The sequence below is a fragment of the Paraburkholderia sp. BL23I1N1 genome (genome assembly GCF_003610295.1).
Classification (GTDB): Bacteria; Pseudomonadota; Gammaproteobacteria; order Burkholderiales; family Burkholderiaceae; genus Paraburkholderia.
On record NZ_RAPV01000001.1, the window covers coordinates 2,852,476 to 2,866,006 of the forward strand.

General features: G+C 59.4%; 9 protein-coding genes. 1 reads left to right on the forward strand and 8 read right to left on the reverse strand.

Annotated elements, in window-relative coordinates:
• Positions 1-15: 15 nt before the first annotated feature.
• The 6 genes from B0G76_RS13425 to B0G76_RS13450 all read right to left on the reverse strand — a co-directional run bounded on the left by B0G76_RS13425 (position 16) and on the right by B0G76_RS13450 (position 9,041).
• Positions 16-798 carry a substrate-binding domain-containing protein gene (locus B0G76_RS13425; RefSeq protein WP_120292794.1) on the reverse strand — a complete coding sequence of 261 codons (783 nt, stop codon included), beginning with the start codon at positions 796-798 and terminating at the stop codon, positions 16-18.
• A 45-nt stretch (positions 799-843) separates the two neighbouring features.
• Positions 844-2,142, reverse strand: coding sequence for an MFS transporter (locus B0G76_RS13430; protein WP_120292796.1), 1,299 nt, complete (start codon positions 2,140-2,142; stop codon positions 844-846).
• A gap of 139 nt (positions 2,143-2,281) precedes the next feature.
• Positions 2,282-4,981, reverse strand: a complete 2,700-nt coding sequence (locus tag B0G76_RS13435) for a CoA-binding protein (protein ID WP_120292798.1) — start codon at positions 4,979-4,981, stop codon at positions 2,282-2,284.
• Positions 4,982-4,991: 10 nt separating this feature from the next.
• The gene (locus B0G76_RS13440; RefSeq protein ID WP_120292800.1) at positions 4,992-6,290 is read right to left on the reverse strand and encodes an ATP citrate lyase citrate-binding domain-containing protein; all 1,299 of its coding nucleotides are present in this window, start codon (positions 6,288-6,290) and stop codon (positions 4,992-4,994) included.
• Between the two features lie 779 nt (positions 6,291-7,069).
• On the reverse strand, positions 7,070-7,885 hold the full coding sequence (locus B0G76_RS13445) for a nucleotidyl transferase AbiEii/AbiGii toxin family protein (protein ID WP_259460569.1): 816 nt from the start codon (positions 7,883-7,885) through the stop codon (positions 7,070-7,072).
• Positions 7,886-7,913: 28 nt separating this feature from the next.
• Positions 7,914-9,041, reverse strand: coding sequence for a type IV toxin-antitoxin system AbiEi family antitoxin (locus B0G76_RS13450; protein WP_259460570.1), 1,128 nt, complete (start codon positions 9,039-9,041; stop codon positions 7,914-7,916).
• 303 nt (positions 9,042-9,344) lie between these two features.
• Between B0G76_RS13450 and B0G76_RS44805 the strand changes: the two genes are divergently transcribed.
• The gene (locus B0G76_RS44805; RefSeq protein WP_409076713.1) at positions 9,345-9,665 is read left to right on the forward strand and encodes an Arm DNA-binding domain-containing protein; all 321 of its coding nucleotides are present in this window, start codon (positions 9,345-9,347) and stop codon (positions 9,663-9,665) included.
• Positions 9,666-9,667: 2 nt separating this feature from the next.
• Here B0G76_RS44805 and B0G76_RS13460 read toward each other — a convergent pair whose 3' ends face one another.
• Both B0G76_RS13460 and ltrA read right to left on the reverse strand, forming a co-directional pair.
• Positions 9,668-11,872 carry an OsmC domain/YcaO domain-containing protein gene (locus B0G76_RS13460; RefSeq protein WP_120292802.1) on the reverse strand — a complete coding sequence of 735 codons (2,205 nt, stop codon included), beginning with the start codon at positions 11,870-11,872 and terminating at the stop codon, positions 9,668-9,670.
• 121 nt (positions 11,873-11,993) lie between these two features.
• Positions 11,994-13,361, reverse strand: coding sequence for a group II intron reverse transcriptase/maturase (gene ltrA / locus B0G76_RS13465; protein WP_120292804.1), 1,368 nt, complete (start codon positions 13,359-13,361; stop codon positions 11,994-11,996).
• Between the last annotated feature and the right edge of the window lie 170 nt (positions 13,362-13,531).

The window sequence follows — 13,531 nt, forward strand, 5'->3', positions numbered from 1 at the left end:
ATCGTTGCCGTCGTCTCAATGCGTGGCGACGGAATCGAGCCCGGTCGATATCACCTCCGGCTGCACGGCGGGCGACGCGAGATAGTCGAGCAGCGCCTTCGCCTCCTTCGGATGCTGCGCGCCGACCGGGATGCCGGCCGCAAAGCGCGTGACGGACTGCATCGACTCCGGAATCTTGCCGACGTAAGCCGCGCCCTTCACCGGGAGCAACTCGCTCACCTGCTGAAATCCCACTTCGAAGTCGCCGGTTGCAACCACCGACGCCACCGGGATCTTCGGGATCATCTTCGCCTTGGTCTTCACCTGTTCCTCGATGCCGAGCCGCTTGAACAACTCGCGCTCGATATAGACGCCGCTCGCGCTATCCGAGTAAGCGATCGACCGGGCATGCAGCAAGGTTTCCTTGAGCGCCGCCTCAGACCCGATGTCGGGCTTCGGCGCGCCATCGCGCACGACCATCCCGATGCGCGAATCCGCGAGCTCGACGCGCGAATCGGCAATCACCTTGCCCTGCTTGATGAGGTCGTCGAGTGCATAGCCGACCATGATTACCACGTCGGCAGGCTCGCCGCGCTGAAGCCGGTTCGGAATGGCCTCCGGCGACTTGCCCATCGACGGTCCGAGCGCGGTATCGAGCGTGTTGCCCGTGGACGCCGCGAACTTCGGGCCGAGCAGCTTGTAGGCGGCGGTGAAGCCACCAGAGCTCATCACGTGCAAATCGGCGGCCTGCACGTTCGCCGCAGCGGCGGCGCTGCCGAGGAGCGCCGCGGTGCAGAGTTTCAGAAGGATGGATTTCATGGTTGAAAGAACGTCAGGCTAAAGTTCGAGGAGCGAAGCGATGCTTCAGGAAGCCGCATGCAGCGGAACGGAACGGCGCCGATACAGTGCGAGTGTGGCACCGAGCCCGCACACCGCGGCGAAGCTCATCCAGTAGCCCGGGGCGGCTTTATCGCCCGTCACGTGAATGAGCGCGGTCGAGATAACGGGCGTGAAACCGCCAAAGACCGCCGTCGCGAGGCTGTAGGCCAGCGAGAATCCAGCGACACGCACTTCGACAGGCATCACTTCGGTGAGCGCGACGACCATAGCGCCGTTATACATGCCGTACATGAACGAGAGCCAGAGCAGCACAAGCAGCATGTTGACGAAGCTCGGCGCGTGAGCCAGCAGCGATAGCGCGGGGTAGGCGGTCGCAATTGCCAGGATTGTCATTCCGAGAAGGAGCGGACGGCGTCCGATCCGGTCCGAGAGGGCGCCACCAATCGGCAGCCAGATGAAGTTTGAGATCCCCACGCACAGCGTGACGAGCAGGCTATCGGCGGTGCTCAGATGCAGTACCGTCTTGCCAAAGGTCGGCGCATACACTGTGATCAGATAGAAGCTCGTGGTGGTCATTGCGACCAGTAGCATGCCCCCGATCACGACAGTCCAGTTCTGGACGAGCGTCGAAAAGACTTCTTTCATGCTCGGGCGATGCTGGCGCTGTTTGAATTCCTGCGTTTCCTCGAGATTGCGCCGCAAGATGAAGATGAACGGCACGATCATGCAGCCGACGAAGAACGGCACGCGCCATCCCCACGCAGCGATCGCCGCCGTGTCGAGCCACTGATTGAGCGCGAAGCCGAGCGCGGCAGCGATGACGATCGCCACTTGCTGGCTCGCCGACTGCCAACTCGTGAAGAAACCCTTGCGCCCCGGCGTCGCCATCTCGGCGAGATAAACCGATACGCCGCCTAGTTCCGCACCCGCGGAGAAGCCCTGCAGCAGACGGCCAATGAGAACCAGGGCCGGTGCGAATAGTCCGATCGCCGCATAGCCGGGCACGAACGCGATCAGGATGGTGCCGCTCGCCATGATCGACAGCGTGACAATCAAGCCCTTCCGGCGACCGACATCGTCGATATACGCGCCGAGGATGATCGCGCCGAGCGGCCGCATCAGGAAGCCCGCGCCGAACACTGCGAACGTCATCATCAGTGAAGCGAACTCGCTCCCCGCCGGGAAAAAGACCGCGGCAATCTGCGTGGCATAGAAGCCGAACAGGAAGAAGTCGAACTGCTCCAGGAAGTTGCCTGCCGTCACGCGTAGCACGGCGGATGCCTTCGATTGCCCGGGGGCCAGCGGGGGTGAGGAGGAATGCATCGAGGTGTCTCCAGAAATTTTGAACTTGCGGTGTTCGGGCGATTTGTTATTTGTCGAATACTCGCCCGAACCACACGAAACGATAAGTGCTATTTTTGAAACGATTGATGTCCGTAGGTTATCAGTGTCGGCGAAACGCTCAAGCTACGAAGCGGCACTGGGACGCTGGCGTTCGGGTGTCCATGTTGCGCCCCCGGTTCAGGTGATCGTCGATTTCCGCCGCGCATCCGAGCATGCGGGGATAAAGGAAGATCGTGAATGCGGCGGTTTCCGGATCGGTCTCAGTCAATTCACCACGTTGCAGCGGCTGCCACAGCATCTTCAGCAGCAGCGCCGCAATCACGGCATCGACGTTTACGCAGTACACGTTGCGGGAGACGCCGGCATCAAATAACGCCTGCACCAGTTCGCGATAGAAAGCATGGAACACGTTATATTCCCCACGCTTCCCGCACAGTTCCGCGATGAACACTTCGCGCGGGTCGTAGTTGACCGGCCTGTCCTTGAAGACGGGATGGTTCACGCCCGGCAGCTTCGCGATATCGAGGCTGCCGGCATGCTTCTGTCGGGCCTTGTACTGCGCATAGCGCTCGACCGAGCGCTCGGCCAGCGAGCGCAGGTCCACGCCGTGCGCGGGGTCGGACGGATCGGCAAGCCCGCTGTCCCTGAACGCTTCGATCAGGAACGCGATGCCTTCATAGCCATTGCCGCCGTGCGTATAGCCTGTATGGGTGAGAAAGCCGACCAGCGCCTTGTTGAGTTGCACGCGCTCGGGGCTTTCCGGACCGTCAGCGGATACCGCACCCTTTGCTCCCTGCGCCGAGATGGCTCCTGGGCCGTTGGTGAGCAGCAGACCGACGAGCGTCTTGAAGGCGAACAGATCGTCGGGCCCCGGCGCGAGGTTGAGCAACGCGGCAAAACAGATTTCTGTCAGGCTGCGTTCGTTCAGCAGCGCTTGCGTGGTAAAGCCGCAAAAGCCGTCGGGACGGTGTCGCGAGGCGTCCGCCGATGCACCGATCAGCGTCCCGAACAACATGGTCCACCAGGGCAGGCTCTCGGCAGTGACGCGGGAGATGCGCTTGCGCATCAGAGGCCCCCACGCGAGCGTCACGGTGATCGCAGCGAGCATGGCATCCGCCGTCGGGTGAGCGGGCTGAGACGTGAGCCAACGCACGAGGACCGACCTGACCCCACGCTCGTCGAGTCCCGCGAGCATCACTTCGGCGCGCGAGTCGCGGGTGTCGGCGAAGAGCTTTTCACAGCCGCCGGCGTCGATCCGGGTGATGTCGAAGTTCTCGTCGAGCGCGCTCGTAAGGCCGGCTGCCGAGAAGCGATCGATCATCCATTTCGCGGCATCCCGCGCCGCGCGCTGACGATTCGGCCCGATGATCGAGGCCGCGGCGGCCAGGATGGCGTTGGGTGCGTTGCCGGCCTCTCGTGCGGCTTGCGCTGCCGCGAGTTCCGGCGTTCCGTGCAGATTGACGGACGCAGCGATCGCGACATTGATGAGCTTCTCGTCGTTTTCTCCGCCGAACTCGTGAAGCAGGGCAAGGCAGACGTTGGCTTCGAGCGAATGCGTCGCCGCTTCGAGCATCGAGGCGCCATACAGGCTGCTCACTTGCGTTTTCGCATCCATCTGCGATGCTCCCGACGCATCCTTCAACGCCTGACGTGGCGCAATCGCACCGACTTGTCGATTGACCTGCAGGACTTGCTCGTCGTAGGGCGCCACTGCTTTCACTACGGGGATCGCAAGGTCGGACGGAAGCTGAATTCCCTGGTCGGAGCCGAACCACGGCTTGAGCGCAAGGCTGCCTTCGGGCTCGAAGTCAGGCATCGTCGCGTTGGCGCGCATGACGGCGCTCAGCGCCGCCGGGATATGCGCGATGTTCGTGACGACCGCGCCCTTGGCGGAGCAGCACGGATCGTCAGGCGTGAAGAGGTGGTCGACGCCAAACTTTTCCATGAACCAGCGCTCCTTGGCTTGCGCGTCGTCGGAGCCGCCGGCCATCGCGCCCGCATGGCCGACCGCACGCGTGAGGCGGCTCTTCCACCGGCCCACCACACAGGCGACCACCGGTTTCGTGAAGGCCGCGTCGGCCTCGTAGTAGCCACCCGGTTCGCAATAGAGCACAGCGGCCTTGCTTCGAGCATCGTTGGCGAGTGCGAACGCAAATTCCGGCGCGGCATAGTGGATGTAGACGTCCTTGCCGCTCGAGATGACGGTCGACGTGCCCCAGCCGCTCATGCGCAGGTATTGCGCGATCGTCGTACTGAAGCCGCCGGAGTTCGAGAAGATGGCGATCGATCCCTTGCGCATTGAATCGTCCGGACTATCGCCGCCGAGTGCCCCGCCGATTCTCACGCGATTCCACGAGTCAGCGACGCCGAGCCCGTTCGCACCGAAGATGTCGATGCCCGCTTGCTGACCCATCACGCGAATTTCGCGGGCATCGTGTACGGCGATCTTTTCGGTGATGATGAAAATCTTCTTCAGATCAGGATTGACGCGGATCAGTTCGGCGACGCCGTCGCGGGCCGCCGATGGCGGTAGATAGACCACGCCGCAGTTGAACCGATGCCCCGCTTCCAGACCCTCGCGGACGTTGTTGTAGACCGGGATATCTCCGATCGATGTGGTGAGCACTTGCCCGCCTTTGCCCGGCGCCGTGCCGAAGACAATATTCCCGCCTGAGAACGCATGACTAACGGGCGTCACGTCCGAGGACTCACCGCCCAGGATATTGAGCACGCACACGCGATCGTCGCGCGTGGCGATCTGCGCCAGCGAGCTGACGCCTACGAAATACTTGAACTGGCTGCTGTGTTGTTTGTACACGTCGTTCTCCTCAGGCCTGAGCCGTGTCGGTTTTAATCGAGGTCGCGCCGATCCGTGCTGCGATTTCGTCCCGGCCACCCTCGCGCATCCACGTATCCGCCTTGCGAGCGTACTGGATGACCTCGCTGATGTCGGAATCGAATCCGAAGAGCCGATAGGGCAGACCGAGCGACTCGCATGTGTCTCTCAGCGCGGCCATCCCACGCACGAGGTTCGGGCCTCCCCGGCCCAGCACCACGTAAAGCGGTGTCGGCCCATACTCGCTGAAGTGTTCGCGAAGAGCGTCGGCCATCGCTCGCAGCGTTTCGAAGATGTCGGTGTTGTTCGACTTGCCGCCGATGATGAAGAGCACATTCGACTGCTTGAGCCAGTGTTTGAAGCAGATACGGGCCACTTCCTTCATCTTCGCGTACGGGGGATTGCCGCCGAAATCCGACGAGATGATCGCGGCGTCGCCGAGCATTTCAGTCACGAGCGAGTTGGCGCCGCCGCCGAACGTCGGTGCGAGAATCGTGCCTTCCTCGTTGATCACATACACGTCGCTCTGGCCCTGGTGCGTGCGCAACTGATTGATCTCGTGCTCGAAGTCGGAGTAGTCCGCTGCGAACAGGTGTTGCGGCAGCCCGAGGCGCGTCCATCGCGGATCGTCGCGATCGAAACCGCACTTGAAGTCGCAGGCGACGGGTGTGAGTCGTCCGTTCTTGTCTTCGCGCATGCGGATCGGATTCAACTCCAGTGTCGTCATGCCGAAATCGTGAAAGAGCTCCCAGAGTTTCGGCAACTGCTGCACGAGCGGCGAGATGATCTCCTTCGGCGCACCGATTTCGCTCAGCGCGTTGGCCACGACGAACGCCTTCAGGCCCGTCAACGCGTCGAAGGGCACCATCGCCACATGCCTCGGGTCGACCTCTTCGATATCCATGCCGCCCTTATGCGAGAGCGTCATGGTCGGCGCACGAAAACGCGTGGAGTCGGTGATCGAAAAATAGACCTCATGCTGGGCCGGAACGCCGGCTTCGAACGTCACGCCATTCGACTTTGCTTTCAGGTAGCCGACGGAATGCTCGGCGAAGTACAACCGCTCTTTTTCGATCAACGCAGTCTTGAGATCGGTCGCGCGGCCGAGTAAACCAGCCTTCCCCTTTTTTCCGACTCCGCCTTTGAAGACGGGCTTGATGAATATCTGGCGATGACGATCGATCAAAGTCTTGATCTCCTCCTCGCTGGCGCTCGGGCCGAGGATCTCACTCGCCGGGAATCCGACGAATTGCAACAGGCACGCGCCGTGCAACATACCGGTGATTTGCATGAAGTTGTCTCCTGAAGGGCATAGCGATATAAAAAGAACGGGTGTTCAGATTGGCCGTTACGCGAAAAGCGCCAGGCGTGACAAGCGGCCGTGACGCCGATGGCGTTCGGAATGTGTGGCTGACGTGTGTTGAGTTGTCCGGTGCTCGAACCGGCTGGGGCTCGAGACTACCCGGCCCAAGGGGCGATCGTTAGCCCCAGGTGCGCCTTGCGTTGTACATAGCCTTGTCTCCGATGCGTCTTACTTTCGTCCCAATCTCGCTGGAATCTTGAGTACAGATACTCACGCAAATGGAGTTACGCGATAAGTGCATTTTTTCGAAGCATTGATGTCTAGATGTTATCAATGCAGCTGGCTGAAACGTGGCATCACCGCCACGTTCCTCTGCGCTGCCTGTCGGAGCAGACGGGTCATCGCTCCAATCTGTGATGTGACTTCAGTTGATTGTCCGTCATGGGCGAATGAAGCGACATTCGACATATGCAAGAGACCGTTCGTTCAGGGTCGGTCGAACGAAACCGCTCGTGCGGTAGGGGCTCCGGTCCGACGCATTTCCCACGATCTCGACAGATATCGTATCGAAAAAGGACAACGGCCACCAACCCGAAACTCAGTGGTGCATCTCACGCAAGCGGGCAACTGTGGTCGTCCGAAGTTCTGTTAAGTGGAGTCACGCTCGGCACCAGAATTACGAAGCGCAGACTGCCATATGCCCGTCCCATCGCGACATAGATCTTCCGCGCCGTTGCAACGGTTCTCCCTCGGGTACTGTCAGGAAACTACGGCCCAGGCCAATCCACGAGCCCGATCCTGAATTCAGCAAGCCGGTTCTCAATCTCCCCTACCGCGTCGCCGTAGTGAGACTCGCCCAGCAACATATGCATCACCAGCCGATCATGCAGGTCGGGGGCATCCAGAATGCCGACGATTTGTTGCCTGCTTTCCGCGGAAACATTAGACGCTATATCCAATCCCAGCAATCTGGGACCGGCGCGCTCGAACACGTAATCGCATGCAGCCAGCAGTGGCAACTCCTCTCCATACAGCCTGTCGGCGTTGCCTGCAGCAGCATAATTTTCCAGCAGATACCGGAAGTCCACCGCGTCTTTCGGATTGGACTGCCCACGGTCCAGCCACGCGATCAATTTCGTTATCACGAGACCCGGTATCGATGCAACGGGGATCTCGCAGTGATCTGCGATGCACACGGTCACCGCACTATCCAGCGCTTCGGCGTAGCCCGCTACGTTCATCACGATTGCCATGTCCGGAGGCCACGCCACTTGCGCGGGAGAGATCTCGACGACGCCGAACGGGACCAGATCGACCGGAAAGCCATCTCCAACGGCTGGCGAATAGTGAAGCCGATGCAGGACCTTCGCGTCCGGCCGGAAGCCCGGCTCCTGAAGAAGCGTCGCCCTGAGCGCCTCAAACACTGTCCAGTTCTCGATGGCCATGGCGAAGTCGATGTCGGGACTGGCGCGGTTGAGAGGGAATCCGTGGAGGTGATACATCAGGATGTCGCGCGCCGTCGCACCGACAACGAAGTACCGCAGGTTCGTCAGCCGGGCCACGCGATCCATGACTGTCAGCAAAACCTGCTTTCCTTCCGGCAGCGGCGTCTTAAGTTGGACTCAAGTCATCCGCCTGCTCCATCTGGTTGCGAATCAACACCGCAGCCTCCGCATTACGGGGTTCCCTTGTACGCTGCAAATCCGCATACACAAGCAGAGGTGGCGCCGTCACTTTTTCCGTCCGTGATTCGTCGAGATGCCAGAAGGCATCAATGATTTCCAGCGTGCCGGCGGGATCGGCACGTAAGCGGTGACGCTTCGCGAGTGCCATCGTCACATCCGGTCTTGCCGACGGTTCGACATAAAGCGTTTGCGCGGCCGGCCGAAGCTGCCCGGTCAGTTTTGCGGCAGCAACCTCCCCGCCCCACCACGCCTGCCCTGCAGGAAGCTCGGCATGCTGCCACCACGATGGATCGCCTACGGCGAACCGTTGCACGTTGAGCTTCGGCAGCAGACGAAGCGGATAGTTGATCGCCCACTCTTCCCTGAGCGCTGCGGAATCGAGCAATCGCCGGTCGTCCGCGCCCGCCAGCAAGCCGCGCTCACGCAGGTCATCCAGCACACTGCCAACAGTGCCAAGCGCCGCACCCGCCGCCGCGGCAATTTCCCGGTATGGACGGTTAAGCAACTCTGGAGCAGATAACAACACAAAAATCATTCTGAGCGCAGAGGCGCTCGCGGAGATGGCGGGCTTCCCCGATTTCGATGTCAAACGCCTGATCTCGGCATTCGCGGGCCTGCCTGTTACAAGTATGTACTGGCCAGGCGCGTGCACGTACAGATTGCCGGCAAGGTCGATGAACTGCAGATCTTGCTCGACGCATTCGTCCGCTAACGCGAGCGTCAAATAGGCAGTGGCCAGCAGGACTGGAAAAGCCGCGGCGCGGTTCTTCGCGACGAGTGCGCTCACTTCCGCCCGCGATCTCATCCGGCGTCGGGTGGCGAGTGTGTATTGCTGGACGGCGCCGTTCACATCGAGCGTCAGTTTCCCCTCCTCGGTCAAACCATCACTTCGCTCAGCCGGACGAAAGCCTATAACACTCAAGGGAACACGGCTGCGCCGGGTTGCGTCGCTGATAAGGTGAGTGAGCAATGCCTGTGTCGGGCGATCGAAGTCCGCAAGGCCATATGGATCGTGGTCGTTCATAATTTTCGCTTGTTCATAAATCGTGAACACGTAGCCATTATGAACGACGGGCCCGGGCCGTTCAACTTTTTTACTTGTTCATACTTTATGAACAACAGCTCCGTCTGAACACCCCGGACATTCCCGCGCCGCGTCCGGGCGCGGGAACCGCAACGTGAAACAACCATCACTGTGACGTCGACCCAGCGCTGCGTTTGCGCAAAAAGCGTCACAATATGAAACGAACCGCAAATGAGTACATAAACAAGTACATTATCACGGCGTAAAAACAACAATACCTTTAAGAATCAATATATTACAAGACAAATACAAGTCCTCTCCTGGCACCAACAGTTGTTCCGGCCTAGTTTCAAAATAAGCCGAAGAAGTCCGAGAAACCCCGTAAGATCAAAGTCTTACGGGGTTTTTGTTGCCTGCAGTTCCTGTGCGTTCCACTATCGACGACCGGGCACGGGCAAGGAGAAGTTCCTCAGCCTCGGCCCCTACCCCGATATCACACTCGCCGATGCGCGACGGTCGGCCACTGCCGCACGCAATCTTGTACGTGAACCGCCCCGGGAAACCGGTGGCGGTTCACAGATGGTCGCTCTGGTAACGAACATGCGTCTGTGCCAAGGGATGAATGGCATCATCGCATCCAGCCATAACTCTTAACCCTAACTGGCTATAGCTGCCACATTGGCCCGCGCCGCATGCAATTTTTTGTAGCTGTCGATCAGGCGGTGGTGCCTATCGAGACCTTCCAGCTTCATACTCGTTGGCGTGAGCCCAAAGAAGCGCACGCTGCCGTCCACTGCCCCCATTACCGCGTCCATCCGAGCGTTGCCGAACATCCGACGGAAGTTGACCGCGTAGTCGTCCAGTTCCAGGTCGTCATCGAGCAGCACCTCCAGCACGACATTCAAGGCCTGGTAAAACAATCCGCGCTCGACCGTGTTGTCGTTGTACTGCAGGAAAGCTCCCACCAGTTCTTGCGCCGCCTCAAATTGCTGCAAGGCGAGATGAATCAGCAGCTTCAACTCGAGAACTGTTAGCTGCCCCCAGTCCGTATTCTCGTCAAATTCGATGCCGATCAAAGTGGCAATATCGGCGTGCTCGTCCAGCTCACTGTTCTCCAACCGCTCAAGCAGTGCTGCCAGACTGGCATCGTCCAGTCGATGCAAGTTCAAAATATCGGCGCGGAACAACAGGGCCTTGTTTGTGTTATCCCAGATCAAATCCTCTACCGGGTAAACTTCCGAATAATCGGGCACCAGAATCCGGCAGGCTACGGCACCCAGCTGGTCATACACCGCCATGTAAGATTCTTTGCCCATGTCTTCGAGAATGCCGAACAAGGTTGCTGCTTCCTCTGCGTTGGAGTTTTCACCCTGGCCAGAAAAATCCCACTCAACAAACTCGAAATTCGCTTTCGCGCTGAAAAAGCGCCACGACACTACACCGCTCGAATCAATGAAGTGCTCGACAAAGTTATTGGGTTCAGTCACGGCGTTACTGACAAAGGTGGGCTGAGGTAAATCGTTCAGGCCTTCAAAACTACGCCCCTGCAGCAATTCCGTCAGACTCCGTTCCAGCGCCACCTCGAAGCTTGGGTGCGCGCCGAACGACGCAAAGACACCGCCTGTCCGCGGGTTCATCAAGGTGACGCACATCACCGGGTAGATCCCACCAAGCGACGCATCCTTTACCAGCACCGGAAAGCCCTGCTCTTCCAATCCCTGAATCCCGGCCAGAATGCCAGGGTATTTCGCCAGCACTTCGTGCGGCACATCAGGCAATGCAATTTCACCTTCCAGAATTTCGCGCTTTACCGCCCGTTCGAAAATTTCTGACAGACATTGCACCTGCGCTTCGGCCAGCGTATTACCAGCACTCATGCCATTGCTGACGTACAGGTTTTCGATCAGGTTGGATGGGAAATACACCACCTCGCCATCCGAATGGCGCACATACGGCAGCGAACAGATACCACGCTGCACATTGCCGGAGTTGGTGTCGATCAGATGCGAGCCACGCAACTCGCCATCGGGGTTGTAAATTTGCAGGCAGTACTCATCCAGAATCTCAGCCGGCAGTGCATCTTTACGGCCGGGTTTGAACCAGCGCTCGTTCGGGTAATGGACAAACGCCGCGTTGGCGATGTCTTCGCCCCAAAAACTACCGCCATAGAAATGGTTGCAATTCAATCGCTCGATAAACTCACCCAACGCTGACGCCAACGCGCTTTCTTTGGTCGATCCTTTGCCATTGGTAAAACACATCGGCGAGTGCGCATCGCGGATGTGCAGTGACCAGACATTGGGAACAATATTGCGCCACGAAGCGATTTCAATCTTCATGCCCAAGCCGGCCAGAAAGCCGGACATATTGGCTATGGTTTGCTCTAGCGGCAGGTCCTTGCCTGGAATATAGGTGTGGGAATCGGAATCCGGATTTAGAATCAGCAACGCCTGAGCATCGGCGTCCAGATTCTCCACCTCTTCAATCACAAACTCGGGCCCGGTTTGCACCACTTTTTTGACCGTACAACGGTCGATGGAACGCAAAATACCCTGGCGGTCTTTGTCGGAGATGTCCGCCGGCAACTCAACCTGAATCTTGAAAATCTGTTGGTACCGGTTTTCCGGATCAACAATATTATTCTGCGACAGGCGGATATTTTCGGTAGGAATATTGCGGGTTACGCAGTACAACTTCACAAAGTAAGCTGCACACAAGGCCGATGAGGCCAGAAAATAATCGAAGGGACCAGGCGCCGAGCCATCGCCCTTGTAACGGATAGGCTGGTCGCTCACTACCGTGAAGTCATCGAACTTCGCTTCAAGACGTAGCTTATCGAGAAAATTGACTTTAATTTCCATGGGGAAATTCCAAAAAATGGTGCTCAAAACAAATCGGGATAGGGGCAGGCCTCGCGGCCCGACCCCTCCCACACCACCGTGCGTACGGGTCCGTACACGGCGGTTCGGATCGGTTAATCGACTATGGCCTTAGTGATGGAAGCCCCAGCGAGCGAAGGTAACGGTTTGACAAGGCGATGCCCAGCGCGGGACTGCAACTCAGCCGCCACGCATCGTGTGGCGAACCGACCGTCTGGGCAGCAAGGTTTCGGCTGACGCCGCGTACTGTCAGCTCCCGGAATCTTGTGCGGCCCCGTTTCCACTGCTTCCAGAAGAAGCAGCGGATGCGGCGGCGTATCCATTCATCCAGGCGTTGCAGAACGCTGGGCGTTTCGCAGAAACCGAAGTAGCCCCGCCACCCTGCCAGATAACGTTTCAGCGCGCCGATCATCTGGTCGACGCTGACCCCGCGCGTGCGTTGAGTCAGTTCCCGGACCCGATCCTTGAAGCGAGCCAGTGCCTTGGGCGCAATGCGCCGTTTGATCTGCTCCCGCCCCGAGAAGGTGAAGCCCAGAAACTTCCGCGTGTGTGGCCGTGCGACGGCGCTCTTCGCTTCATTGACCTTCAGCTTCAGCTTGCCGGTGAGGAAGGCTTTCAGCCCCGCCATCACCCGCTGGCCCGCGCGTTCGCTGCGTACATAGACGTTACAATCGTCGGCGTACCTCACGAAACGCAGCCCGCGTCGCTCAAGCTCCCGGTCAAGATCGTCGAGCATCAGATTGGATAACAACGGCGACAGGGGACCACCCTGGGGGGTGCCCTCGTCCGTCGCACCAACCAGCCCGTGCTCCATCACGCCCGCCGTCAGGAAGGAGCGAATCAGCTTCAGAACGCGTCTGTCACTAACCCGTTTTGCCACCCGACTCATCAAGATGTCGTGGCTCACGCGATCGAAGAATTTCTCCAGATCCAAATCTACAACCCATCGATACCCCGACTGGATGTAGCTTTGCGCCTGCGCCACTGCCTGATGCGCCGAGCGTCCCGGACGGAAACCGTAGCTGGAGTCCGAGAACGTCGGGTCCCACTGCCTTTGCAACACCTGCAAGACCGCCTGCTGGACGAATCGGTCAAGCGCAGAAGGGATGCCGAGCTTGCGCACGCCACCGCCATCCGGCTTGGGTATCTCGACCCGTCTCACAGGTTGAGGCTGGTATGTGCCGTTCAGCAGCGTGGCCCGTATCGACGGCCAATGCTCCCGCAGGTACGCCGGTAATGCCTGAACGGTCATCCCGTCCACGCCCGGTGCGCCCTTGTTAGCTTTCACACGCTTCAACGCCTGCTTCAGGTTCCCCCTTTCGCAGACTTCTTCCATCAGTCGGTCATATGCCGACGGGCTTTCAGACTCGGGGTTCGCCGCCATAGGTTCAGCCCCTCGATCAGCAGCCATCGGAGCTTCACCCCTACCTCCGCTGTCGAGGACGCGATGCGTTTTCTGCTGCGCTCCCATGTCGAGTTCTCCGGCTTACTCGCCGCTCCTTTCCGTTCGGGCCTTCAGGCGTCGCCGCCCTAATATGCCCTCTGCTGACTCCTGCACGGTGGTCAACGGCCCTTGCGAGCCGCTCAGTCCTCATTTCAGGACGCCGTGCAGGCCTCCCGAGGTAAGCGCAACCGCCTTCC